Here is a 22,407-nt window from a genome sequence, read left to right as displayed (position 1 = left end):
ACATGATGCCCCGCATCGCTGTCATCGGAGGCACCGGCTACGCCGGGAGCCACATCGTCACCGAGGCCGTCCGCCGCGGCCACACCGTCGTCTCCGTCGCGCGCTCGGTCCCGGCCGAGCGCGTCGAGGGTGCGACGTACATCGAGGGCACCGTCCTCGACGTGCCCGGTCTCGTCGCCGAACTCGAAGGCGTCGAGGTCGTCGTGTCGGCGGCCGCCCCGCGCGGCGACATGGAGGGCAAGCTCCGCCCCGCCATCGCCCAGCTGGCCACCGCGCTGCCCGACGGGGTGCGTCTGGGAGTCATCGGCGGCGCCGGCGGCTCGCTCGTCGCCGACGGTGGTCCTCGCCTCATCGACACCGACGGCTTCGCCGAGGAGTACAAGCCCGAGGCCCGCGAGGCCATCGGCATACTTGAAGATCTGCAGGCCGACGACACCGGCCGCGACTGGTTCTACGTGCACCCGGCCGGGGGCTTCGGCTCGTGGGCACCGGGGGAGCGCACGGGAACCTATCGCGACGGCGGCGACGTGCTCGTCGTCGACGACAACGGCGACTCGTTCATCGGCGGTGCCGATTTCGCGGTCGCCGTCCTCGACGAGATCGAGAACCCGCGCCACTCCCGGGGACGCTTCACCGTCGGTTACTGAGGCCCTCCACGGTTCGAGGCCGTGGCATCCCGGATTCGTCCCGGATGCCACGGCCTCGCCGTTTCAGACGAGATCGCGCCAGTCGACGGCGTCCGTGTCGGTCGTGGGCACCGCGCCGGTCTCGGGTGCGTCGACGTCGGACACCGTCGCGAGCGACATCGTGTCGGTCGGCGGTCCCATGACCGTCGCCTCGTCGCGCCGGTGGCGCAGCACGTCGTCGATGTATGAGGCGACCACCTCGGCCAGGGGCACGGAGCGCCCCCGCGCCTGCGACATGTACCAGCGGTGCTCGAGCACCTGGTGGAAGACCTCAGCCGGTTCGAGCTTGGCGCGCAGATCCCACGGGATCGCCATCACGATCGGCTCGAACACGCGCGTGAGCCACTCGTGCGCGACCATCTCTTCGTCGGCGCCGAGACGCGAGACCCGGGCGCGGAACTCGTCGAGGTCGTTCAGCAGGCGTCGCGCCTGGTTCTCTTCGACATCGAGGCCGGTGAGGCGCAGGAGACGCCGCTGGTGGTGGCCCGCATCGACGACCTTGGGCTGGATGGACACCTGCGTGCCGTCGCTCGCGGTGCGGATCGACATCTCGCCGATGTCGAACCCGAGCGCGTTCAGGCTGTGCACGCGCTCGGTGATACGCCAGGACTCGTCGACGGCGAAGGTCTCTTTGTCGGTGAGGGCCGCCCACAGCGAGTGGTACGACGCCACCAGTCCGTCGGCGATCGCCACGGCATCCACACCGCCCTCGAGTCGCCCGCCGGCCTCGAGGTCCATGATCTCGCCGGCGATGTTGGTGCGCGCGATGTCGAGATCGTGGGCGCGCTGGCCGGGACTCAGGCGGTTGCCGTGCAGCTCGCCCGTCTCGGCGTCGACGAGGTACGCCGCGAACTCGCCGGCGTCGCGGCGGAAGAGGGTGTTCGACAGTGACACGTCACCCCAGTAGAAGCCCACGTTGTGCAGCCGCACGAGCAGTACCGCGAGGGCGTCGACGAGACGCGTGGCGGTGTGCGGGCGCAGCACCTGCGTGAAGAGGGCGCGGTAGGGGAGTGAGAAGCGCAGGTGCGAGGTGACCAGCGCCGCCGGCAACGGGCGGCCCGAGGCGTCGGTGCGCCCGGCGATGACGGCCACCCGCTCGACGCACGGCGACGCGAGACGGTCGAGGTTGCCGAGCATGTCGTACTCGCGACGCGCCATCTCTTCGGTGGTCTCTTTGATCGCCACAACCCGGCCCGACAGGTTGGCGAAGCGCACCAGGTGGCGGGAGATGCCCTTGGGCAGGGCGACGATGTGGTTGCTGGACCAGTCGGCGAGCCCGGTCGACCACGGCAGCTGAAGCAGTCCCGGGTCGACGGTGCTGGCGGTGATGCTGAGCGAATCGCTCACGGTACCTCCGGAAAAAGCGGTGCGGCGCGCCCCTGCCCCCGATGAATCGGGAACCGGGACGCGCCGCGACGGTGCGTCAGGTCAGGCCGAAGCGATGGCCCGGTCGGTCAGACGGTCGCCCGACTCGAGGTCGAACACGTGGATGTGGCCGGGGACCGGCGCCAGCACGACCGTCTCGCCCGCGTTGGGGTGACGGCGGCCGTCGACGCGGGCGACGAGGTCGGTGCGCTTGCCGTTGATGTCGGTGTGGCCGTAGAGGTAGCCGTCGGCGCCGAGCTCCTCGACGAGGTCGACGACGACCTTGAGGCCGCGGCCGTCGGCCGGGGCGACCTGGATGTCCTCGGGACGCACACCGATGGTGACCTCGGAGCCGTGCGCCTTGCCGATGGTGTCGGCCTCGACGGGAACGACCATGTCACCGAACTGCACGCCGCCTTCGGCGAGGTCGACGGTGAAGAGGTTCATCGCGGGCGAGCCGATGAAGCCGGCCACGAAGACGTTCTTGGGCGTCTCGTACAGGTCGCGCGGGGTACCGACCTGCTGGAGCAGGCCGTCCTTGAGCACGGCGATGCGGTCGCCCATGGTGAGCGCCTCGGTCTGGTCGTGCGTGACGTAGACCGTGGTGACGCCGAGGCGGCGCTGCAGCGACGCGATCTGCGTACGCGTCTGCACGCGGAGCTTGGCGTCGAGGTTCGACAGCGGCTCGTCCATGAGGAACACCTGGGGCTGACGCACGATGGCGCGACCCATGGCGACGCGCTGACGCTGGCCACCCGAGAGGGCCTTCGGCTTGCGCGTGAGGTACTGCTCGAGGTCGAGGAGTTTGGCGGCCTCGAGGACGCGAGCGGCACGCTCTTCCTTGCCGATGCCGGCGATCTTGAGCGCGAAGCCCATGTTCTCGGCGACGGTCATGTGGGGGTACAGCGCGTAGTTCTGGAAGACCATCGCGATGTCGCGGTCCTTCGGGGGCACGTCGGTGACGTCGCGGTCACCGATCATGATGCGGCCCGAGTTGACCTCTTCGAGGCCCGCGAGCATGCGCAGCGAGGTGGACTTTCCGCAGCCGGAGGGGCCGACGAGAACCAGGAACTCGCCATCGGCGACGTCGAGGCTGAGCTTGTCGACGGCGGCGCGGGTTCCGCCGGGGTACAGACGGGTTGCGTTGTCGAATGTGACGGACGCCATTTTTTCTTCTCCTTCACCGGCAGGTACGTGCCGGACGATCCGTAGTGAATGGAAAACGGGGGCGACCCCGTGCGCCCGACAGTGGACGCAAGGGTCAGTATGCCACGTGTCTGGTCATTTCCCAGACTGCCTAGCTAGCATCGGTGCTCGTTCGCTCACCCGTGCGTCCCCCCAATTCCTGCGGCAGAAAGCCCGTGCCCGAGAGGTTCCATGTCCAACGACCAGTCACCGAATTCGCCCGCCGAGCGCGACCGCCGCGGGGCGGTCCGCGAGAAGGCGCAGCAGGTCAAGGCGAAGCAGACGCGCTGGCGAATCGCGCGTCGCTCGTTGATCGGCGTCGGTGCGGTGGCCGTCGTTGCCGTGGGTGCCGTCGCGGTGACCTCGGCCCTCAGCTCGCACGACCCGCGTTCCCAGGCCCTGCCGGGAGCTGCGGCCGACGACGGCTTCATGGTGTCGAGCGCCTCCGGCGTCGCCGACCCGGGTGCGCAGCAGACCATCGACGGCAATGCGGCCACGATGGCCGCGGGTGCGGAGCCGACGGCGGAGCCCACGCCGACCCCCACGGGGACGGCGTCCCCCGTCGACATCCGCGTGTACGTCGACTACATGTCGACCGAGGCCCGCGAGTTCGAGACGGCCAACGCCGACCAGCTGTCGAAGTGGGTAGGTGACGACGCTGCCTCGCTGACGTACTACCCCGTCGCGATGCTCACCTCGAAGTCGAACGGCACCAAGTACAGCCTGCGTGCCGCCGGCGCGGCCGCGTGCGTGGCCACCCACGCGTCGGATCGCTTCTTCGCGTACAACCACGAGCTGCTCACGAACCAGCCCGCGGTCGACTCCGACGGCTACAGCGATCAGCAGCTCGCCGACATGGCGCAGGGCGCGGGAGTGGGCGACATCGCCGCCGTGCGTTCCTGCATCGAAGATGAGACGTACACCGGGTGGGCGAAGGCCGCGACCGATCGTGCGATCAAGGGACTCCCCAACACCAACGGTCAGGCACTGACGGCCACCCCGACGGTGCTGGTCAACGGAACGCCGTACGTGGGACGCATGGATGACGCGAAGGAGTTCGCGCAGTTCGTGCTCACGGTCGACAGCAACGCCTACTACTCGACCGCCACGCCGACCCCGTCGGTGACGGCGACGCCCGCGGGCTGAATCGCTATCCCGCAGGTGAACGCATCGCTGTACGATTCAGGTGACATGGACCAGATCGAGGATTCCCCGCCACGCCGTTCCGGCGCGCAGCTGGAGGAGTGGGTGCAGGAGTTCCGCGAGCAGGGACACCTGTTCGCCGGCCGGTTGAAGGTCGTCGAACAAGAAGACGCCGACAGCCAGGACACCGGTCTCGTGGTCATGAGCCTCATGAACGCCAAGGCGTCGATCTACATGCAGCCCAAGGGCTACGACCAGCCCCTGTGGGAGGCGACCCTGACGGGACGTCCCGAAGACCTGACGCTCTCGCCGCACGACATGGCGAGCCTCGCGGCAGAGCTCGTCGTGGCGGGCAACCTCTGCTCGTTCCTGCAGTGGAAGTCGCTCGAATGGGACCGAGAGAGCGGAACGCACGCGAGGTCCAGCGCGTCCTGAGGGACGCCCTAGACTCGTGCTCCGGGGCTCCTCGGGGCCTCACGCCGGCTTGGCGCAATTGGTAGCGCACCGTACTTGTAATACGGGGGTTGCAGGTTCAAGTCCTGTAGCCGGCACGTGATTCCGTGGTCTGAGCCCAGGCTGAGACCAGGTATCGGCTCCAAGTAGACGAAAACCGGACGCTTTCCCGCGCCTTCGACGCTTGTCGGCCACGCCATTGTCTGTCGCCGTAGGCGACGGGCGAGCATCGGCCAGGCTGCCAGCACGGCGACGTCGCCGATCGCACGGCTCACCTCCCTCGAGGGTTACGGGATAGTGGCCGTGCGCCGCCGTCAGCCCGTACCATCTGGGCATGCCGCAAATGCGCCCGAAGAGCCCCAAGGCAACGATCATCGTCGGGTTAGCATTCCTGGCCCTCGGCCTGCTCGCGCTCCCGATAGCTCTCGGGGATCCGTCGGAAACCACTCGGTTGGGGATTCCCCTGTGGTTCGTGATCATTGGGATCTGGGCTGGTGGGCTGTTCTTTGTTGGCCTGGGATGGTTCTACGCCCGCCAAAGTGGCCGGTGAAGCTGATGAGCAAAGCGATCCAGCGTAGGCGGCGTCTCTGGATCGCTGTCTCGATCCTGGGTTTACTTGCCTTCTCGATCAGCCTCGGGGGAATTGTGGTCATGGCCGTTGTCGGCGAATGGCTCATAAGCGCGGTTGTCGGCGCGGTTGGCGGCATGATCGGTGGGGTGGGCTGTGTTCTGGCCGCCCTCTACGGGTTGCGTTCGATGGTGTCGCTCCGCCGGCCATCCTGAGCACGCGGTTCAGTCGACGTCGACGAGAGAAGTTGGCGGCCTCGATCACCGCGCACCGTTCTGCAAAGCTGTCGCAACGCTCGGGGTTCTCTGGAATCTCGCGGGACTATACGGCCAGGTGAATCCCCGTCCGCGGCTACTACCTGACACGTTGCCACTCAAACGGGGGTTGCAGGTTCAAGTCCTGTAGCCGGCACCCCGCTCACGCGAAGAGCGCGCGCCTCTCACAGAGGTGGAAAATGCGCGATCCGGTGAGGTGAACGCGACCGAGACCCGGTCGTCGCCGGGCGTGCGATCGGCTCCGTTCCGCCGTCGTCATCCCAGTGCTCCAGGGCGATGACGTCGGCGCCGGGCTCTGTGTCCCGTGCGCTGTCCTTATCGCGTTTCGCTTGCGTCGTCGTGGGTAGGCCGTAGCCGTGCCGGTGGTCGCCCGCGGTCTGATTCCAGCTGTCCCACTCGCCATTGCGTCGCAGCGTCGCCAGGTGGCCGCCCTCGTCATCCCAGTTATCTGCGGCGATCTCCTCGTCGTGATCCATTTCGCCCATAGTGCGGACTGTACGCCGCGACCGCGGTGGCGGATAGGGGTGCATGCCCCGCGCCCACCGGCACGAGACCGAGACGCGCCGGTGCGTCGCCCGAAAAGAGGACAGACAAACCAGTAGTCGAATGGGTATCCTCACCATTACCTACCCGCGCACCCTACGCGCACCGCTCCGATGGCGAAGCCACGCGACCGGTCCGCTCGCCCAAGGGAGTGGGAACAATGGCTCTACCGCGCACTGTCACACATGCCTACCGAATGCCCGGCGGGTGGGAGAAGCTCGCCCGACATCGACTCACCATCGATTATGCGCGCGAGCTGCGCACCGCCGGCTTCACCCTCATGCGGATACGCAGCGGATGGGGGAGCAGCCGCGAACGCTCGATCGGCACTTACCTGCAGCGGCACGAGGTGCCCGCCACCTGACACCCTGCCGCGTTGCGGTTCTCGTTCGTCGCCGGGCGATCACGAGAACAGTCGTGCGAGATCGACGACGAGGATCGCTGCTGCCACGATCGCTGACAAGCCCGCGAGCAGCGCGCCCACGATCGCGCCCCAGCGCAGGGGCCCGGGTCGCCTGCCCGCCTCCAGCGCGAACAGCAGGGCGCACAGGGCCACGGTGACCATGAGCAGGGCGCCCACCATGCCCGCCGGGGCCCAGACCGCGGTCGCGAGCGCGATCACCCCCGCCGCCAGCGCGGCCAGGTGACGCGTCTGGTGCGCCGGTGCCTCGCTCATCGCCCGCTGTCTTCCGTCAGCGCGAGCGCACGCGCAACCAGCGCACCTCGTGCGCGGCGAGCGGAACGCCCGCGCCCAACCAGGTCGGAGCGCCCGAGACGAGGTCCAGTGCCTCGGGTCGAAGGCCCGAGAGCGTGAGCGCGTCGATGGTCACCGGGCTGTCGGCGACGTTCGCCATGACGAGAACGTCGAAGCCCGCGTCGCCGGGGCGGACGAAGGCCACGACCGACGCCACGTGCGCGTCGAAGGCGATGAGCTCGTTGCCCGCGAGCTCGGGGGTCGACCGACGAACGGCGAGCAGGCGCGCCAGTCGCGAGAAGACGCGTCCGGCCGGGGTCCCGGCATCCGCGCGATCCGCGTAGTTCTGTGCGGGGCGGAACGGGCGGTGCACCCAGCGGCTGTCGCCCGCCTCTTCGGGGCGGTCGGCGAAGCCGTAGTCGTTGAGCTGCGCGACCTCGTCGCCGAGGTACAGCAGCGGGATGCCGCCGGTCGACAGGGCGAGCGCGTGCGCGAGGACGACGCGGTCCTCACCCGCGGAGTCGCCCGCCTCGATACCGGCGAGCGAGGCGGTGGTCCCCGTCACGCGCGCGTCGCCCGTGCGCGGGTTCTCCTGGAACGGCACGCCGCGGGCGAACGTTCCCTCGGCGCGCCCGACGTAGAAATCGTTGAGGAAGCGGCGGTGCGGGTAGCCGTCGATCCCGAGCTCGGCGGCATCCTCGTCGGCGAAGGTCCACCCGATGTCGTCGTGGCTGCGCACGTAATTGACCCACGCGGTGCCGTCGGGCAGGGCGTGGCGACGCTCGAGCGCCTGCTGCAGCAGGCGTCCGTCGCGGGTGGCGAGCGCCTCCCACGTGAGGGCCATCTGCAGCGGGTTGTACGAGATCTGGCACTCGTCGGGCGAGATGTACGAGATCACCTCGTCGGGGTGCACGATCGCCTCCGACTTGAACAGCAGGCCGGGTGCGGCCATGCGCAGCACCGCGTTGAAGGCCTGGAGCAGCAGATGCGCCTCGGGCAGCGACTCGCAAGTCGTGCCGAGCCGCTTCCAGATGAAGGCCACGGCATCCATCCGCAGGATCTCGACGCCCTGGTTCGCGAGGAACAGCATCTCGCCGGCCATCGCCTCGAAGACGGCGGGGTTGGCGTAGTTGAGGTCCCACTGGAAGTGGTAGAACGTCGACCAGATCCAGCGCCCGTCGTCGAGCTGCACGAAGGACCCCGGGTGGTCGTCGGGGAAGATCTCGCGCGTGGTCCGCTCGTACGCGTCGGGCATCTCGCGGTCGGGGAAGATCAGGTAGAAATCCTCGTACGCCGGGTCACCGGCGATGGCCTTCCGCGCCCACCGGTGCTCGTTGCTGGTGTGGTTGAAGATGAAGTCGACCACCAGCGAGATTCCGGCGCGGCGGAGGTCGGCGGCGAGCTCGGCGAGTTCCTGCATCGTGCCGAGCTTCGGGTTCACGCGGCGGTAGCTCGACACCGCATACCCGCCGTCGCTGTTCCCCTCCGGGCTCTCGAACAGCGGCATGAGGTGCAGATAGGTCAGGCCCAGTTCCTGGAAGTAGGGGATGGCATCCCGGATGCCGCTGAGTCCTCCCGCGTAGCGATCGACGTAGCAGACGCCACCGAGCATGCGCTCGCTCTCGAACCATCCGGGCGCGCTCTCGCGCTCGCGGTCGATGGCCTTCAGCTCGGTCGGACGCAACGCCCACGAACGTCGGGCGAGATCGACGACGGATGCCAATCGCTCGCGGCCGTCGGGACGCTCGCCGTACAACTGCACGAAGAGATCGTGCAGTCGCGGCAGGTGGGCCTCCACGTGGGGGAGGAATTCGCGGTCGACGCCGTCGCCGAGGAGATCGGCGATGATCTCGGAGACGTCGTCGTGGTCGGTGCGCAACTGGGTCACGGGGAAAGCCTGGTGCATCGGCGCCCCTCCGGTCGGCAGCGACGTGCCCGGTGCTGGCCGCGCGCGGCGGTCTGAGACAGCATGGGCAGATGACCGCCGCATCGACGACCCGTCTTCCGACCCTCATCGCGGCCCTCTCGGGCGTCGTCGCAGTGTGCGCCTACGCAGGGGTCGCGCTGCTGCAGATCCTGGTCTGGAATCCGGAGGCCGCCCGCCCGGGGCTCACCGCCGCGCAGGTCTGGGCAGAGGTCGGCGCGGCGAATCAGGGACCGCCTGGCGCGTTCGTCGTGGGCGTCATCGCCATCGGCCCGCTTTTCGCTCTGGTCCTCGCTCTGCTCTTCGTCCTCACGGGAGCGGGCGTCTGGTCCACGATCGCCGGGTACCTCGGGCTGCTCTTCGCCGGAATGCCGGGTTACTTCGTCGCCTCTTTCGGCCCCGGCATGGGCCTGGCCGACACCTACCTGATCAGCGGTGGGGATTTCTCGCCGGGGCGCCTGCCGCTCTACGCGGTGAGCGTGCTCTCGGTCGTGGCGCTGCTCGCGCTCTTCGTCGGCGCGGCGGTGCGCTCCGAGCGGGAGCGGCGCACGCTCGCCGTGGCGTGAGTTCTGCGCCGGGCGGTGCCGCCGTCCGGCGCGCCGACGCCGTCGTACGATCGACGATGGCCCGACCCTCGGGCGCGAGGGGAGTGCGGTGTCGGAGCGCGGTTCGGTCGGTGTCGCCGTGGCGGGAGCGGTGCTCATCGGCGCGCTCACGGCCCTGCAGGCGAGAATCAACGGCACGCTCGGCGCCGAGATCGGTGACGGCATCGTCGCCGCCGCGATCTCGTTCAGCTCGGGACTGCTCATCCTCGTCGCGCTGTCGGCGCTGGTGCCCGAGGGGCGACGCGGGTTCGGACGTTTGGTCTCCGGCATCCGATCCCGCTCGATCCCGCCCTGGATGCTGCTGGGGGGTCTGGCCGGGGCGTTCACCGTCGCCAGCCAGGGCCTGACGGTCGCCACCGTCGGCGTGGCGTTGTTCACCGTCGGCTTCGTCGCCGGGCAGACCACGGGCGGACTCGTGCTCGACCGGGTCGGCTACGGACCGGCGGGGGTCGTTCCCGTCACCGTGCGCCGCCTCGTCGGCGCCGTCCTCGCCATCGCCGGTGTGATCGTGTGCCTGTCGGGCGACGCGCTGGGGGCAGTGCCGCTGTGGATGCTGGTCGTCCCCGCCATCGCCGGTGCGGGCGTGGCGTGGCAGCAGGGGACGAACGGGCGTCTGCGGGTGCGCGTCGAGAGCCCGCTGACCGCGACGCTGGTCAACTTCGTCGGAGGAACGGCGGTGCTCGTCGTGGCCGCGGTGGTGCACGTGGGGGTGGTGGGCGCCCCACGCGTCATCCCCACCGAGCCCTGGCTGTACGTGGGTGGAGCCGTCGGGGTCGTCTACATCTTCTTGTCGGCCGTGGTCGTTCGCCGCACGGGTGTCCTGCTGCTCGGCCTCGGGTCGGTCGTGGGGCTTCTGAGCACGTCGGTGCTGCTCGACGCCCTCTGGCCGGCCCCCGCCGCCCCATCGACCCCCGTCGCCCTGCTCGCGTCCGCGGTCGCGATCGTCGGTGTCATCGTCGCGGCGGTCCCGTGGCGCCGCCGCCGTCCGTGAGCCGGAGCCCGGTCAGCGGATGACGCGCGCCGCCCGCCCGTGAACGACGACGCCGCCGGGGGGACGAGCCCCACCGGCGGCGTACGACGAAGACGGATCGATCAGAGGTGCGCGTCGTCGACGGCGCGACGCTTCTTGCTTCCGGGCAGACGCGAGATGTGCTTCGCGGCATCCACGGTCTTGCGACGCACCGGGCGCGAGCGCGGCGGCTTGCCCCCGACGTAGAGCCAGCCGAGCAGCACCTCGCCCTTCGACAGGCCGTGCGCCTTGGCGAGCGCCTTGCTGCGCGTGTTGTCGTCGGTGCGCCAGAACACGCCGAAGCCGGCTTCGTCGAGTGCGAGGCTCAGCATGTGGGCGACGCCCGAGGCCACAGCCTCCTGCTCCCACGCGGGGATCTTCTTCGACTCGAGGTTCGCGACCACGGCGATGATCAGGGGAGCGCGGCGGGGCTTCGAGGAGTAGCCCTTCTTACCGTCGGCCTTGTTCAAGGCGCGGGCGAGCAGGTCGCGGTCGCTCCCGCGGATCTCGATGATCCGCCAGGGACGCAGCGTCTTGTGGTCGGCGACGCGACCCGCGGCCGCGACGAACGCCTCGAGCTCGGGGCCGGTGGGGGCGAGGTCGGTGACCTTCGACCACGACCGGCGGTCGCGCATCGCCTCGAGTGCGCTCACGCCGTCTCTTCCGGGGTGAAGTTCAACGACAGCGAGTTCATGCAGTACCGGTCGCCGGTGGGAGTGCCGAAACCATCGGGGAACACGTGCCCGAGGTGCGAACCGCAGTTGGCGCAGCGCACCTCGGTGCGCTGCATGCCGTGGCTGTTGTCGTCGATGAGCTCGACGGCCTCGGGACGCACCGACTCGTAGAAGCTCGGCCACCCGCAGTGCGAGTCGAACTTCGTTCCGCTCTGGAACAGCTCGGAGCCGCACGCGGCGCAGGTGTAGAAACCGGAGCGGCTCTCATCGAGCAGTTCACCGGTCCACGCGCGTTCGGTTCCGGCCTGGCGCAGCACCGCGTACTGCTCGGGCGAAAGCTCTTCGCGCCACTGGTCGTCGGTCTTGTCGACGGCGTAAGTCATGGGATCTTCCTCTCTCCGGTCCCTATTCTCTCGTGCCGGGGGCCGGTCAGGTCGGCGCGGCATAATCTGCGGAATGCAGCAGGATGCCGTGGAAGCCGTCGTCGATCGCTATGGGCGCTTCGCCCGCGACGAGGCGCCGGGTCGTTCGGCGGTGTACGAGGGGTGGGCGCGGCGCGTCGTCGACGACACCGCGGTGGCCGAGGCTCTCGCCCGCATCGAGGAGACGCGGCGTCAGCCCCCGCTCGTCTTCGCGGTGCTGCGGCTGCTGGGCGCACCAGAGGACGATGTCGACGCGTGGGCCGCGTGGGTCGTCGCCCACGCCGATCAGGTGGTCGTCGAGTGCGGGCGTCGGAGCGTGCAGACCAACGAGCCGCTCCGGTGCGCCGCGTTGCTGCCGGCGCTCTCGCTCATCGAGGGGCCGATCGCGCTGCTCGAGGTGGGGGCGAGCGCGGGTCTGTGCCTGTACCCCGACCGGTACTCCTATCGCTACCGCCGCGGCGAGGAGGTCATCGCGCTCGACCCCGCCGGCGGCCGCAGCCCGGTCGTGCTGGAGTGCGAGCTCGAGGGGCACCCCGACCTGCGTATGCCGGACGTCGTGTGGCGGGCCGGCATCGATTTGAACCCCCTCGACGCCCGAGTCGCCGACGATCGCGCGTGGCTCACGGGCCTGGTGTGGCCGGGCGAAGAGGGGAGGCGTGAGCGCATCGCCGGCGCGCTCGACATCGCGGCGGCCGATCCGCCCCTTCTCGTCGCGGGCGAGGGGGCGACGGCCCTTCCCGCTCTCGCGGCGCAGGCTCCCCGCGGAGCGACGCTGGTGGTCACGACGCCCGGCGTGCTCGCCCACATCCCGCGCGCCGGGCGCGCCCCCGTCATCGCGGCCGCGCGGGCCGCGGGGCGGTGGATCACGCTCGATGCCGCGCCGCTGCACGACGGCTGGACGCACCCCCCTCGCATCCGACGGGGCGGGTTCGCGCTCGCGCTCGACGGCGACGTGCGCGCCGAGGTCGATCCGCTCGGGGCGTGGGTGGCGTGGCATCCGGAATCGACGGGCGGTGCGCAGTAGCGTCGAAGCGTGCCCCTGTCGGACCGTGATCGCGCCTTCCTCGCCTTCGAGGGTGAATGGCGACGCCATGGGGGTGCGAAAGAGGAGGCGATCCGCGCCGAGTTCGCGCTGACGCCGGCCCGGTACTACCAGCTGCTCGGTCGCCTCATCGACACCCCCGAAGCCCTCGCGTCCGACCCCATGCTGGTGCGTCGCCTGCGCCGACGCCGCGATGACGCGGCCGCGCAGCAGCGCGCACGCCTCGGCCGCACCGCCACCCGGTGACGGGTGCGCGCGGGCCGGACCGGTAGCATCGTCCAATGGCCAGATCGACCTTCCCGCGGGATCGCTTCGACGACCTGCCGGCCGATGCGGGTCGCGTCGGCGCCCACCGCGCCGAGAATCCCCGGCTGCGCGGGTGGATCATCTTCCTGTGGGCGGCCATCGCCACCCTCGTCCTGATCATCGCCGGCATCTTCGGCTCGCTGGTGGTGTCGGGCCGCATCTCGTTCGGCTCCGGGCCCGCGCCGGTGCCCACCGTCTCGGCGGAACCCACGACGCCCGCCGTCGTCGACACGTCGTACTCGGTGGTCGTTCTCAACGGCACGGCCGACGAGGGACTCGCCGCCGCCGTGCGCGACCAGATCGTGGCGGCCGGATGGCCGGGTGAGGGCGTCGAGACCGGCGACTCCGACAGCACCGACTTCGCCGAGACGACGATCTACTATCTCCGCGACACCGACGAGGCGGCAGCCCAGGGCCTGGCCCAGACCATCGGGGGCGCGCAGATCGCGCAGAGCGACTTCCTGCAGCCGACCGACGACCCCAGCACCCCCGACGACGAGAGCGCCGTGAAGCGGCTCGTCGTCGTCATCGGCCTCGATCGCGCCGCCGGTCAGGCGTCGCCGTCGACCGCTCCCTGACCCCTCGACGGCCGCGTGTTTCCGCGGCGTAACAAGTTCGCGGCCTGCGCGTCAACAATGGGCCGAGCGGCCGGTGCGGCGGGATCACGCGTGCTTACGATGACCTCGTCATTCAGCAACGGGAGATTCGCATGACGCAGGGCACTGTCAAATGGTTCAACGCCGAGAAGGGCTTCGGCTTCATCACCGTCGCCGACGGCCAGGACGTCTTCGTCCACTACTCGAGCATCGAGATGTCGGGTTTCCGCGTTCTCGAGGAGGGCCAGGCGGTCGAGTTCACCGTCGGCACCGGGCAGAAGGGCCCCCAGGCGGAGTCGGTGCGACTGGCCTGATCACCGTTTCCCGACGCCACGGCATCCGATCCCGGATGCCGTGGCGTCGTCGTTTCCGCGCGGGTGGGCGGCTTGCACTCCCCAGGGGCGAGTGCCAGAATGAGTTAGCACTCGCTTTCGTCGAGTGCCAAAATCAGCAGTCACCCGTCCGGGAGGGACGACACACTTATGGCAAAGATCATCGCTTTCGACGAAGAGGCCCGACGCGGTCTCGAGCGTGGCCTCAACACGCTGGCCGACGCCGTCAAGGTGACCCTGGGCCCCCGCGGTCGCAACGTCGTGCTCGAGAAGAAGTGGGGCGCCCCCACGATCACGAACGACGGCGTCTCGATCGCCAAGGAGATCGAGCTCGACGACCCGTACGAGAAGATCGGCGCCGAGCTGGTCAAGGAGGTCGCCAAGAAGACCGACGACGTCGCGGGTGACGGCACCACCACCGCCACCGTTCTCGCCCAGGCGCTCGTGCGCGAGGGCCTGCGCAACGTCGCGGCCGGCGCAGACCCCATCTCGCTCAAGAAGGGCATCGAGAAGGCCGTCAAGGCCGTCACCGACGAGCTCCTGGCCTCGGCCAAAGAGGTCGAGTCGAAGGAGCAGATCGCGGCGACCGCATCGATCTCCGCCGCCGACCCGGCCATCGGAGCACTCATCGCCGAAGCCATCGACAAGGTGGGCAAGGAAGGCGTCGTCACCGTCGAGGAGAGCAACACCTTCGGCACCGAGCTCGAGCTCACCGAGGGCATGCGCTTCGACAAGGGGTACATCAACCCCTACTTCGTCACCGACCCCGAGCGTCAGGAAGCGGTCTTCGAAGACCCGTACATCCTGATCGCCAACCAGAAGATCTCCAACATCAAGGACCTTCTGCCCATCGTCGACAAGGTGATCCAGGAGGGCAAAGAGCTCCTCATCATCGCCGAAGACGTCGAGGGCGAAGCTCTCGCGACGCTGGTGCTCAACAAGATCCGCGGCATCTTCAAGTCGGTGGCCGTCAAGGCTCCCGGTTTCGGCGACCGTCGCAAGGCTCAGCTGCAGGACATCGCGATCCTCACCGGCGGACAGGTCATCACCGAAGAGGTGGGCCTCAAGCTCGAGAACGCCACGGTCGACCTGCTCGGCCGTGCGCGCAAGGTCATCATCACCAAGGATGAGACCACGATCGTCGAGGGTGCGGGCGAGTCCGAGCTGATCGAGGGTCGCGTGACCCAGATCCGTCGCGAGATCGAGAACACCGACAGCGACTACGACCGTGAGAAGCTCCAGGAGCGCCTCGCCAAGCTCGCGGGTGGCGTCGCCGTCATCAAGGCGGGCGCGGCCACCGAGGTCGAGCTCAAGGAGCGCAAGCACCGCATCGAAGACGCCGTGCGCAACGCCAAGGCCGCCGTCGAAGAGGGTGTCGTCGCCGGTGGTGGCGTCGCGCTCATCCAGGCCGGCAAGACCGCGCTCGCAACCCTCGACCTCGTCGGTGACGAGGCCACGGGTGCGAACATCGTCCGCGTCGCCATCGAGGCCCCGCTCAAGCAGATCGCGCTCAACGCCGGTCTCGAGCCCGGTGTCGTGGCGAACAAGGTCGCGGAGCTCCCCGTGGGCCACGGCCTGAACGCGGCGACGGGCGAGTACGGTGACCTGTTCGCACAGGGCATCATCGACCCCGCCAAGGTGACGCGTTCGGCTCTGCAGAACGCGGCGTCGATCGCCGGTCTGTTCCTCACGACCGAGGTCGTCGTCGCCGACAAGCCTGAGAAGTCGGCCGCTCCCGCGGGCGACCCGACCGGTGGCATGGACTTCTGATCCACGCCTAGGCAGTGACAGAACGCCCCCTCCTTCGGGAGGGGGCGTTCTGTGTTGACGGGGCGGTGACCGCTCGATGATCCGGCGCCGGTTGGCTGCTCGTGAGTTGGTTGGCTGTTGGCTGGCTGCGGGCTGCGGGCTGCGGGCTGCGGGCTGCGGATTGCGGGCTGCGGGTTGCGGGCTGCGGGCAGATGGCTGCGCGCTGCGGGCTGCGGGCTGCTGGCTTGCGTGACTGCTGGCCGGCCGGTTGGCGACCATGTCCCACTTTGGGTTGCCTGCGGCGGCGCCAGGCACCCTGATGTGGGACGCGGTCTGCGTCTCTTGGGACACGGTTCGAGAACTCCGCCGAGGTGCGACGGGGCGGGTGGGAGCCGGGGCCGGGACGGCTGCCGGGGCGGGGGCCGGAGCGAAGCGTCGGGTCTACGCGTCGGGACGGTAGTCGTCGGGCAGGCGCTCGAGCGGTTGCGTCTCGATGAGCGCGTGCTCCTGCGCATCGCGCCGGTCGGCCAGGGGGAGCGAGACGCGGAACGTCGCTCCGCCGCCGGGGGTGTCGACGACCTGCACCGTGCCGTGCAGCAGATCGACGATGGATGCCACGATCGACAGTCCGAGGCCCGAACCGCCGGTCTCGCGCGTGCGCGAGGTGTCGGCACGCCAGAAGCGCTGGAAGATCTGGTCGCGGATCTGCTCGGGAACGCCCTCGCCGTGATCGATGATCTCGATCCAGCCCATGTCGGCGTCGGCGTCGACCCCCACACGCAGGCCGATGGGGGAGCCGTCGGCGGTGAACCGTCGCGCATTGCCCAGCAGGTTGGCGACGACCTGGCGCACCTTGTTCTCGTCGCCGAGGACGACGGGGGCGAGCCGCGGAGGCGTGCGTACGACGCCCAGGGGCGCGGTCGGAGGGGCGGCGTCGTCACCCGCGGCGGTGTGCGTCTCGCCCGCCTCTCGGGCGCGGCGACGCAGGCGCGACAGGGTGGCCCCGGCGATCGCCATCGCCGACGTCGGCGGCGCACCCCTGCGGCGCCCGGGCGTCGACGCAGGCTCTCCTGCGGCGTCGAGGAGCGGGTCGAGCGTCATCAGCGGGACGACGCGTTCGGTGCGCGCGGTGGTGTCGTCGACGGTCACCTCGCGCTGGGGGGAGGTCACGCGCAGATCCATCGCGGCATCCCGAGCGATCGGGCGCAGATCGAGCGAGGTGATCGTGACGTCGCGACGCTCGTCGAGTCGCGCGAGGGCCAACAGGTCTTCGACGAGGGCCCCCATGCGGATGGCTTCCTTCTCGATGCGTTCCATCGACTGCGCCACGTCTTCGTCGGAACGGATGGCGCCCATGCGATAGAGCTCGGCGTACCCGCGCATCGTGACGAGCGGGGTGCGCAGCTCGTGGCTGGCGTCGCCGATGAAGCGTCGCATCTGGCGCACGGTCGCGTCACGCTGCACGAGCGCCCCGTCGATCCGCGCGAGCATGGCGTTGATCGCCGTCTTGAGGCGTCCCACCTCGGTGTCGGGGACGATGTCGGTCAGGCGCTGGCTGAAGTCGCCGGCGGCGATGTCCATCGCGGTCGTCTCGACCTGCCGCAGGTTGCGGAACGTGAGCGTCACGAGCCAGCGGGTCAGCAGGGCGCTGGCGATGAGGATGAGCAACGCGACGAACGCGTAGATCCCCACGTACGCCGCGACGATGCGATCGGTGGGGGCCAGGGGCTGGATCACCATCTGGGTGTAGACCCCGGGATTGCCGGGGGCCTGCAGCACCCCCACGCGAGCGAGGAAGTGCTGACCGGATTCGGGGTTCTCCAGCTCGATCCGCCGGTCGATCTGGCTGTAGGTCTGCTCGACGGTGAAGGTCGCGGGCAGATCGGGCAGGGCGCGCGACGACGTGCCGTTGTAGAACGCCTCGCGCCGCCCGTCGGGCCCGTACACGACCACCATCGACCCGATCTGCGGGGCGTTGTCGACCTGGGTGAAGGTGATGCGGCCGTCGGTGTCGCTCGTGGTGAAGATGCTGTTCGCGATGCTCCCGGCCGCCTGCTGCGCGAGCTGCTCGTCGAGGTTGTTGACCAGCGTCGTGCGCAGGAACACCATCGTGCCGATGCCGGCGGCGAACAACCCGATCGCGAGCAGCGCGACCGTGACGCCGGTGACCTTGGCCCGAAGGCTCAGGCCGCGCCACCAGCGGGTGAGGGTGTCGTCGGAGTGCGACAGGGGGAGCCTCCGCTCAGGCGGTCTTACCCGACTTCAGCATGTAGCCGAAGCCGCGCTTGGTCTGGATGAGCGGCTCGGACGAGTGCGGATCGATCTTGCGGCGAAGGTACGAGATGTAGCTCTCGACGATGCCCGCGTCGCCGTTGAAGTCGTACTCCCACACGTGGTCGAGGATCTGCGCCTTCGACAGCACGCGGTTCGGGTTGAGCATCAGGTAGCGCAGCAACTTGAACTCGGTGGGGCTCAGGTCGATCGAGACGTCGCCGACGCTGACGTCGTGGGTGTCCTGATCCATCGTCAGCTCACCGGTGCGGATGATCGACTCCTCGTCGGCCTGCATGGTGCGGCGCAGGATCGCCTGGATGCGCGCGACGATCTCGTCGAGGCTGAACGGTTTGGTGACGTAATCGTCGCCGCCGGCGTTCAAGCCCATGATCTTGTCTTCGGTCTCGTCCTTGGCGGTGAGGAAGAGGATGGGGGCCGTGTACCCCGCGCCCCGCAGGCGCTTGGTGACGCTGAACCCGTTCATGTCGGGCAGCATCACATCGAGCACGATGAGGTCGGGTTCCTCTTCGAGCACGGCCGAGATGGTCTGCGCGCCGTTTGCCACGGCTCGCACCTGGAAACCGGCGAAGCGCAGGCTCGTGATGAGCAGGTCGCGGATGTTCGGTTCGTCGTCCACGACGAGGATGCGAGGAGCTGTCATTCCCTCATTATCGTGACTGCACCCAGCAATGCGCTGGATATGGAACGGAAAGCCGCACGCTGATATGGGTCAGGCGGCTGCGGCGTCGATCCCGTCGGCATCCAGAATCGTGTAGGCGTAGCCCTGTTCGGCGAGGAAACGCTGCCGGTTCTGCGCGAAATCCTGGTCGACGGTGTCGCGCGCGATGAGCGTGTAGAAGCTCGCCGTGTGCTGAGACTGCTTGGGTCGCAGCAGTCGTCCGAGGCGCTGGGCCTCTTCTTGACGCGACCCGAACGAACCCGACACCTGGATCGCGACGGAGGCCTCGGGCAGATCGACCGAGAAGTTGGCCACCTTCGACACCACGAGCAGCGGGATGCTGCCGTCGCGGAAGCCCTGGAAGAGCTCCTCACGCTCCGGGATCGGGGTCGCCCCGGTGATCTGAGGGGCGTCCAGAGCCTGCGCGAGCTCGTCGATCTGATCGAGGTACTGCCCGATCACGAGTACTCGCTCGCCCGGATGCCGCTCGACCAGGCGCCGCGCGACGTCGATCTTGGCGGGGGCGGTCGCCGCCAGCCGGTAACGGTCCTCGTCGGCGGCGGCCGCGTACTCGAGACGTTCGTCGGCGGGGAGGTCGATGCGCACCTCGTAGCAGGCGGCGGGGGAGATGAAGCCCTGGGCCTCGATCTCTTTCCACGGCGCGTCGAAGCGCTTCGGGCCGATGAGGCTGAACACGTCGCCCTCACGACCGTCTTCGCGCACGAGCGTCGCGGTGAGGCCGAGTCGACGTCGGGCCTGCAGATCGGCCGTGAGCTTGAACACCGGAGCGGGCAGCAGGTGCACCTCGTCGTACAGCACGAGACCCCAGTCGAGCGCATCGAGCAGTGCGAGGTGGGCGTACTCGCCCTTCCGCTTGGCGGTCAGGATCTGGTAAGTCGCGATGGTGACGGGCTTGATCTCTTTCACCTGACCGGAGTACTCGCCGATCTCCTCGGCGGTGAGGCTCGTGCGCCGCAGCAACTCATCGCGCCACTGACGAGCACTCACGGTGTTCGTCACGAGGATGAGGGTGGTCGTGCGCGTGTCGGCCATGGCCGCGGCGCCCACGAGCGTCTTGCCGGCACCGCAGGGGAGCACGACGACGCCGGATCCTCCCTCGGAGAAGGAGTCGACGGCCTGGCGCTGGTAGGGACGCAGGCTCCAGCCGTCTTCGGCGAGGTCGATCGCGTGCGGGGTTCCGGGGGTGTACCCGGCGAGGTCCTCGGCCGGCCACCCGATCTTCAGCAGCTCCTGCTTGATGTGCCCGCGCGCCCACGCATCGACGAGGTAGCTGTCGGGGGTGGGGTGACCGATCAGGAGCGGAGCGATGCGCTTGTTGCGCGACACCTCGCTGAGGACCGCGGGGTCGGTCGAGCGCAGCACGAGCTCTTTGTCGTCGTTGCGCTCGATGACCAGGCGACCGTACCGGTTGACCGTCTCGCGGATGTCGGTGCTCACCGATGCGGGCACCGGGAAGCGCGACCAGCGGTCAAGGGTCTGCAGCATCGCCTCGGCGTCGTGTCCGGCCGCGCGGGCGTTCCACAGGCCCAGACGGGTGATGCGGTAGGTGTGGATGTGCTCGGGTGCGCGCTCGAGCTCGGCGAAAACTGCGAGCTCATGCCGCGCCGTCTCTGCCTCGGGGTGTGCGACCTCGAGGAGGACGGTGCGGTCGCTCTGCACGATGAGGGGGCCGTCAGCCATAGCGTTCGAGTCTACCGGGGTCCAGGACTGGTCGGTCGACCGGGCAGGGCTCGACCGGGTGAGGCTCGACCGTCCTCACCCCACGAGCGAGACCGCGTCGATGTGCGACAGCGGCAGGGTGCGCTCGACGTCGGCGGCGCGATCGCGGCCGCGCAGGCGTCCGCCACCGAGGCCCGTGGCTTCGAGGCGGAACACGCGGGCCGAGCCGTCGGGAAGCCGCACCGTCACGTCGACCACGGCGCGGGCCCGCACGGCTTGATCGAGCTCGCGCTCGAGCCAGGCGGCATCCGAATCGTCTGCGCCGGTGCGCAAGCGCGAGACCAGCGGCGTGTACGTGTCGGCGGGATCGTGGTCGGACGCCGTCTCGGCCGCGAGCTTCGCGCGCTCGAGCGCCCGCGGGCGCCCCTCGGCGTCGACGGCCACGGCGGGGTAGTGCGCATCGGTCAACGCCCAGAACACGACGTCGGCCGACACATGCGAGACGAGCTCGTCGCCGGTGCGCGTCAGGGCGACCGACCGCAGCGACTGGTCGACGTCCATCGAGCGCCGCAGCGTCTCGTCTTCGGTCGTGACGCGCGTGAGAAGGGACGTCGGATCGGCGGCGACGCGCACTCGTCCGTGCTCGGCCGCCGTGCGTTCGATGACGTAGGCGAGCGGCTGCGGCAGTCCGGTCAGCGACAGTCCCGAGAGGAACTCGCGCAGGGAGTCGGCGGTCTCGCCGGCCGTGATGGCGGCGCCGATCGTGGCCGCGCTGAAGCGGTAGCTGGAGGCCTGTGCGCGCGACTCGCGCGCGGCCATGGAGCGAAGACGCACATCGAGGTGCGGTGCCAGGGGGCCGGGGGCGATGGCGGTGAGGTCGTTCTGCAGATAGACGCGGTCGACCTCGGGGGGAAGCAGGTCGCGCAGCGCCGAGACGTCGACGGCACCGCCGTCGGAGAGGTCTCGGGCCCACGCGGGGACACCGCCGGCCGCGTCGAGGAGTCCCCAGCGCTCGAGCCGCTGCGCCCAGACCGCGGCGCGCTCGGGGCCGTCGGGGTCGAAGGGGGTGGCGCCGGGCCACTGCCCCCGCGGGATCCATCCGCCGGTCGCGCTACGGAAGGCGGCGGGAAGGGCGTCGCGGAGCGCCGCGGCGGTGCGTTCCCAGCGTTCGAGCGTCGGCAGACGCAACCACTCGCGCCCGGTCGGCGACACCAGCCAGGCGCGCTCGTTCGTGCCGAGCAGGCCGACGGCGAACGCGAGACCGACGAGGAGGTCGGCTTCGGCCGGGGTCGACACCGCGCCGGCGTCGACCAGGCGTCGACGCTCGCTCGCGCCGAGCGAGCCCGACCCGATGCGTCCGAGGGGAGCGTCGAGGGTGAGCAGCAGGATGTCGGCCACCGAGGCGGCGCTGGTGAAGGCGGCTTCGGCGGCGGCTTCGGCGTCGACCGCCGCAGCCCCGTGGGTGGAGCGCGGATCACTCATGTCGGCGATGCCGTCGGGCGCGACCTGTCGCACCGCGTCGACCACGCTGGGGAACGGGTGGCCGTCGTCGTCGACGAGTGCTCGGGATGCCAGCTCGGAGCGTTGCGGTTCGGGGGCCGGTTCGCCCGCGACGGCGGCGAGGAGGGCGAGCGCTGCGGAGCGCGGGAGTGCGACGAGCCCGCGCGTGACGGAGGCGGGGTCGAGCAGGGCCTCGGCGGCGTCGAACATGTCGCGCCAGGTGCTCGAGGGGGAGACCTGGCGATCGGCGAACAGACGAGCCAGATCGGCGTCGGGGCGCGCGCTCAACGAGACCGCCAGTGCGCGTTGTGCGGAGGTCTCGGGCACGTCAGCGGGCCTTGTTCGCCCGGGCCCTTCGCACGAAGCTCATGATGAGCACGGCCAACAGACAGGCGAAGGCCACAGGGGGTGCGAAGTAGGTGAGCAGGCCCACGGTCGGCCACACGCCGGAGCGCATGTCGGCACCGGAGCTCGATCCGATGATGACCGAGAAGAAGCACACGATCGCGAGGGCCAGCAGCCCCAGCGACATGAACGCCAGGACGCGGTCGATGCGGCGGACCGGGACGTCGTCGCCCGGCGTGCTGTCGCGGGAGGTGCGGGTGCTCATCGGGCTCAGCCTACTGCCTGGCGGCGGTGGCGTAGGCTGAGAGGCCGGCATCCGATCGGGTTCCGTGTTCCGCCGTGCGCTCCGCGCACTCAT

Annotated in this window: 25 protein-coding genes and 1 tRNA gene; 14 read left to right on the top strand and 12 right to left on the bottom strand. The window is 69.6% G+C overall.

Annotation, left to right across the window (positions count from 1 at the left end; all coding sequences use genetic code 11):
• Positions 1-5: 5 nt before the first annotated feature.
• Positions 6-647, top strand: a complete 642-nt coding sequence (locus ASG45_RS12795) for an NAD(P)-dependent oxidoreductase (protein ID WP_055839465.1) — start codon at positions 6-8, stop codon at positions 645-647.
• A 63-nt stretch (positions 648-710) separates the two neighbouring features.
• Here ASG45_RS12795 and ASG45_RS12790 read toward each other — a convergent pair whose 3' ends face one another.
• Both ASG45_RS12790 and ASG45_RS12785 read right to left on the bottom strand, forming a co-directional pair.
• Positions 711-2,033, bottom strand: a complete 1,323-nt coding sequence (locus ASG45_RS12790; protein WP_055838263.1) for a DUF4032 domain-containing protein — start codon at positions 2,031-2,033, stop codon at positions 711-713.
• Positions 2,034-2,114: 81 nt separating this feature from the next.
• Positions 2,115-3,218, bottom strand: coding sequence for an ABC transporter ATP-binding protein (locus tag ASG45_RS12785; RefSeq protein WP_055838259.1), 1,104 nt, complete (start codon positions 3,216-3,218; stop codon positions 2,115-2,117).
• 210 nt (positions 3,219-3,428) lie between these two features.
• On the opposite strand from ASG45_RS12785, the gene ASG45_RS12780 reads away from it, so the two are divergent.
• The 5 genes from ASG45_RS12780 to ASG45_RS12760 all read left to right on the top strand — a co-directional run bounded on the left by ASG45_RS12780 (position 3,429) and on the right by ASG45_RS12760 (position 5,615).
• Positions 3,429-4,382, top strand: a complete 954-nt coding sequence (locus tag ASG45_RS12780) for a DsbA family protein (RefSeq protein WP_055838256.1) — start codon at positions 3,429-3,431, stop codon at positions 4,380-4,382.
• Positions 4,383-4,427: 45 nt separating this feature from the next.
• Positions 4,428-4,814 carry a hypothetical protein gene (locus ASG45_RS12775; protein ID WP_055838253.1) on the top strand — a complete coding sequence of 129 codons (387 nt, stop codon included), beginning with the start codon at positions 4,428-4,430 and terminating at the stop codon, positions 4,812-4,814.
• Between the two features lie 43 nt (positions 4,815-4,857).
• Positions 4,858-4,930 (top strand) — tRNA-Thr (locus ASG45_RS12770).
• 236 nt (positions 4,931-5,166) lie between these two features.
• On the top strand, positions 5,167-5,382 hold the full coding sequence (locus ASG45_RS12765) for a hypothetical protein (RefSeq protein WP_055838251.1): 216 nt from the start codon (positions 5,167-5,169) through the stop codon (positions 5,380-5,382).
• Positions 5,379-5,615, top strand: coding sequence for a hypothetical protein (locus ASG45_RS12760; RefSeq protein ID WP_055838248.1), 237 nt, complete (start codon positions 5,379-5,381; stop codon positions 5,613-5,615). Before ASG45_RS12765 ends, ASG45_RS12760 begins: the two co-directional genes overlap by 4 nt.
• A 224-nt stretch (positions 5,616-5,839) precedes the next feature.
• Here ASG45_RS12760 and ASG45_RS16245 read toward each other — a convergent pair whose 3' ends face one another.
• Positions 5,840-6,160, bottom strand: coding sequence for a hypothetical protein (locus ASG45_RS16245; RefSeq protein ID WP_156459444.1), 321 nt, complete (start codon positions 6,158-6,160; stop codon positions 5,840-5,842).
• Between the two features lie 254 nt (positions 6,161-6,414).
• Between ASG45_RS16245 and ASG45_RS15960 the strand changes: the two genes are divergently transcribed.
• The gene (locus ASG45_RS15960; protein WP_235561617.1) at positions 6,415-6,582 is read left to right on the top strand and encodes an alternative tryptophan synthase beta-subunit; all 168 of its coding nucleotides are present in this window, start codon (positions 6,415-6,417) and stop codon (positions 6,580-6,582) included.
• A gap of 39 nt (positions 6,583-6,621) precedes the next feature.
• On the opposite strand, the gene ASG45_RS12755 is transcribed toward ASG45_RS15960, so the two are convergent.
• The gene (locus tag ASG45_RS12755) at positions 6,622-6,894 is read right to left on the bottom strand and encodes a hypothetical protein (RefSeq protein WP_055838245.1); all 273 of its coding nucleotides are present in this window, start codon (positions 6,892-6,894) and stop codon (positions 6,622-6,624) included.
• A 16-nt stretch (positions 6,895-6,910) separates the two neighbouring features.
• Positions 6,911-8,800: an amylosucrase gene (locus tag ASG45_RS12750; protein ID WP_055839462.1), complete on the bottom strand. Its 1,890-nt coding sequence runs from the start codon at positions 8,798-8,800 to the stop codon at positions 6,911-6,913.
• An 89-nt stretch (positions 8,801-8,889) separates the two neighbouring features.
• Here ASG45_RS12750 and ASG45_RS12745 point away from each other — a divergent pair, with 89 nt between their 5' ends.
• The gene (locus tag ASG45_RS12745; RefSeq protein WP_055838241.1) at positions 8,890-9,402 is read left to right on the top strand and encodes a hypothetical protein; all 513 of its coding nucleotides are present in this window, start codon (positions 8,890-8,892) and stop codon (positions 9,400-9,402) included.
• An 88-nt stretch (positions 9,403-9,490) separates the two neighbouring features.
• Positions 9,491-10,432, top strand: coding sequence for a DMT family transporter (locus ASG45_RS12740; protein WP_055838238.1), 942 nt, complete (start codon positions 9,491-9,493; stop codon positions 10,430-10,432).
• Positions 10,433-10,533: 101 nt separating this feature from the next.
• Here ASG45_RS12740 and ASG45_RS12735 read toward each other — a convergent pair whose 3' ends face one another.
• Both ASG45_RS12735 and msrB read right to left on the bottom strand, forming a co-directional pair.
• Positions 10,534-11,085: a nitroreductase family protein gene (locus tag ASG45_RS12735; protein ID WP_055839459.1), complete on the bottom strand. Its 552-nt coding sequence runs from the start codon at positions 11,083-11,085 to the stop codon at positions 10,534-10,536.
• 14 nt (positions 11,086-11,099) lie between these two features.
• A complete protein-coding gene (gene msrB, locus ASG45_RS12730) occupies positions 11,100-11,507 on the bottom strand; it encodes a peptide-methionine (R)-S-oxide reductase MsrB (RefSeq protein WP_055838235.1) in 408 nt (135 codons plus the stop codon).
• 73 nt (positions 11,508-11,580) lie between these two features.
• Here msrB and ASG45_RS12725 point away from each other — a divergent pair, with 73 nt between their 5' ends.
• The 5 genes from ASG45_RS12725 to groL all read left to right on the top strand — a co-directional run bounded on the left by ASG45_RS12725 (position 11,581) and on the right by groL (position 15,592).
• Positions 11,581-12,570 carry a DUF2332 domain-containing protein gene (locus ASG45_RS12725; RefSeq protein ID WP_055838231.1) on the top strand — a complete coding sequence of 330 codons (990 nt, stop codon included), beginning with the start codon at positions 11,581-11,583 and terminating at the stop codon, positions 12,568-12,570.
• Between the two features lie 9 nt (positions 12,571-12,579).
• Positions 12,580-12,834 (top strand): DUF3263 domain-containing protein, encoded by a 255-nt coding sequence (locus ASG45_RS12720; protein WP_055838229.1) that lies wholly within the window; start codon positions 12,580-12,582, stop codon positions 12,832-12,834.
• A gap of 35 nt (positions 12,835-12,869) precedes the next feature.
• Positions 12,870-13,472 carry a LytR C-terminal domain-containing protein gene (locus tag ASG45_RS12715; protein ID WP_055838227.1) on the top strand — a complete coding sequence of 201 codons (603 nt, stop codon included), beginning with the start codon at positions 12,870-12,872 and terminating at the stop codon, positions 13,470-13,472.
• A 131-nt stretch (positions 13,473-13,603) separates the two neighbouring features.
• The gene (locus tag ASG45_RS12710; protein WP_055838224.1) at positions 13,604-13,804 is read left to right on the top strand and encodes a cold-shock protein; all 201 of its coding nucleotides are present in this window, start codon (positions 13,604-13,606) and stop codon (positions 13,802-13,804) included.
• 168 nt (positions 13,805-13,972) lie between these two features.
• The gene (gene groL, locus ASG45_RS12705) at positions 13,973-15,592 is read left to right on the top strand and encodes a chaperonin GroEL (RefSeq protein ID WP_055838221.1); all 1,620 of its coding nucleotides are present in this window, start codon (positions 13,973-13,975) and stop codon (positions 15,590-15,592) included.
• A gap of 420 nt (positions 15,593-16,012) precedes the next feature.
• Here groL and ASG45_RS12700 read toward each other — a convergent pair whose 3' ends face one another.
• From ASG45_RS12700 to ASG45_RS12680, 5 genes are all read right to left on the bottom strand, one after another.
• Positions 16,013-17,680 carry a sensor histidine kinase gene (locus ASG45_RS12700; protein ID WP_055839456.1) on the bottom strand — a complete coding sequence of 556 codons (1,668 nt, stop codon included), beginning with the start codon at positions 17,678-17,680 and terminating at the stop codon, positions 16,013-16,015.
• Between the two features lie 133 nt (positions 17,681-17,813).
• Complete coding sequence (locus ASG45_RS12695) at positions 17,814-18,506, bottom strand: response regulator transcription factor (RefSeq protein WP_055838218.1); 693 nt, start codon at positions 18,504-18,506, stop codon at positions 17,814-17,816.
• Positions 18,507-18,575: 69 nt separating this feature from the next.
• Positions 18,576-20,225, bottom strand: a complete 1,650-nt coding sequence (locus ASG45_RS12690) for a DNA repair helicase XPB (RefSeq protein WP_055838215.1) — start codon at positions 20,223-20,225, stop codon at positions 18,576-18,578.
• A gap of 75 nt (positions 20,226-20,300) precedes the next feature.
• Positions 20,301-22,031 carry a helicase-associated domain-containing protein gene (locus tag ASG45_RS12685; protein ID WP_055838212.1) on the bottom strand — a complete coding sequence of 577 codons (1,731 nt, stop codon included), beginning with the start codon at positions 22,029-22,031 and terminating at the stop codon, positions 20,301-20,303.
• 1 nt (position 22,032) lies between these two features.
• A complete protein-coding gene (locus ASG45_RS12680) occupies positions 22,033-22,314 on the bottom strand; it encodes a hypothetical protein (RefSeq protein WP_055838209.1) in 282 nt (93 codons plus the stop codon).
• Between the last annotated feature and the right edge of the window lie 93 nt (positions 22,315-22,407).

Origin of the sequence: Microbacterium sp. Leaf436 (genome assembly GCF_001424715.1) — a bacterium.
In the GTDB taxonomy this organism is placed as follows: Bacteria; Actinomycetota; Actinomycetes; order Actinomycetales; family Microbacteriaceae; genus Microbacterium.
This window is presented reverse-complemented; position numbering and strand designations above follow the sequence as displayed.

Bases quoted from the DNA above. Each gene is read 5' to 3' on its own strand.
- ASG45_RS15960 (WP_235561617.1), top strand. From the start codon at position 6,415: ATGCCCGGCGGGTGGGAGAAGCTCGCCCGACATCGACTCACCATCGAT.
- ASG45_RS12725 (WP_055838231.1), top strand. From the start codon at position 11,581: ATGCAGCAGGATGCCGTGGAAGCCGTCGTCGATCGCTATGGGCGCTTC.
- ASG45_RS12785 (WP_055838259.1), bottom strand. From the start codon at position 3,218: ATGGCGTCCGTCACATTCGACAACGCAACCCGTCTGTACCCCGGCGGA.
- ASG45_RS12735 (WP_055839459.1), bottom strand. From the start codon at position 11,085: ATGCGCGACCGCCGGTCGTGGTCGAAGGTCACCGACCTCGCCCCCACC.
- ASG45_RS12680 (WP_055838209.1), bottom strand. From the start codon at position 22,314: ATGAGCACCCGCACCTCCCGCGACAGCACGCCGGGCGACGACGTCCCG.
- msrB (WP_055838235.1), bottom strand. From the start codon at position 11,507: ATGACTTACGCCGTCGACAAGACCGACGACCAGTGGCGCGAAGAGCTT.
- ASG45_RS16245 (WP_156459444.1), bottom strand. From the start codon at position 6,160: ATGGGCGAAATGGATCACGACGAGGAGATCGCCGCAGATAACTGGGAT.
- ASG45_RS12755 (WP_055838245.1), bottom strand. From the start codon at position 6,894: ATGAGCGAGGCACCGGCGCACCAGACGCGTCACCTGGCCGCGCTGGCG.
- ASG45_RS12700 (WP_055839456.1), bottom strand. From the start codon at position 17,680: ATGGTGTTCCTGCGCACGACGCTGGTCAACAACCTCGACGAGCAGCTC.
- ASG45_RS12780 (WP_055838256.1), top strand. From the start codon at position 3,429: ATGTCCAACGACCAGTCACCGAATTCGCCCGCCGAGCGCGACCGCCGC.
- ASG45_RS12745 (WP_055838241.1), top strand. From the start codon at position 8,890: ATGACCGCCGCATCGACGACCCGTCTTCCGACCCTCATCGCGGCCCTC.
- ASG45_RS12715 (WP_055838227.1), top strand. From the start codon at position 12,870: ATGGCCAGATCGACCTTCCCGCGGGATCGCTTCGACGACCTGCCGGCC.
- groL (WP_055838221.1), top strand. From the start codon at position 13,973: ATGGCAAAGATCATCGCTTTCGACGAAGAGGCCCGACGCGGTCTCGAG.
- ASG45_RS12690 (WP_055838215.1), bottom strand. From the start codon at position 20,225: ATGGCTGACGGCCCCCTCATCGTGCAGAGCGACCGCACCGTCCTCCTC.
- ASG45_RS12775 (WP_055838253.1), top strand. From the start codon at position 4,428: ATGGACCAGATCGAGGATTCCCCGCCACGCCGTTCCGGCGCGCAGCTG.
- ASG45_RS12765 (WP_055838251.1), top strand. From the start codon at position 5,167: ATGCCGCAAATGCGCCCGAAGAGCCCCAAGGCAACGATCATCGTCGGG.
- ASG45_RS12795 (WP_055839465.1), top strand. From the start codon at position 6: ATGCCCCGCATCGCTGTCATCGGAGGCACCGGCTACGCCGGGAGCCAC.
- ASG45_RS12695 (WP_055838218.1), bottom strand. From the start codon at position 18,506: ATGACAGCTCCTCGCATCCTCGTCGTGGACGACGAACCGAACATCCGC.
- ASG45_RS12710 (WP_055838224.1), top strand. From the start codon at position 13,604: ATGACGCAGGGCACTGTCAAATGGTTCAACGCCGAGAAGGGCTTCGGC.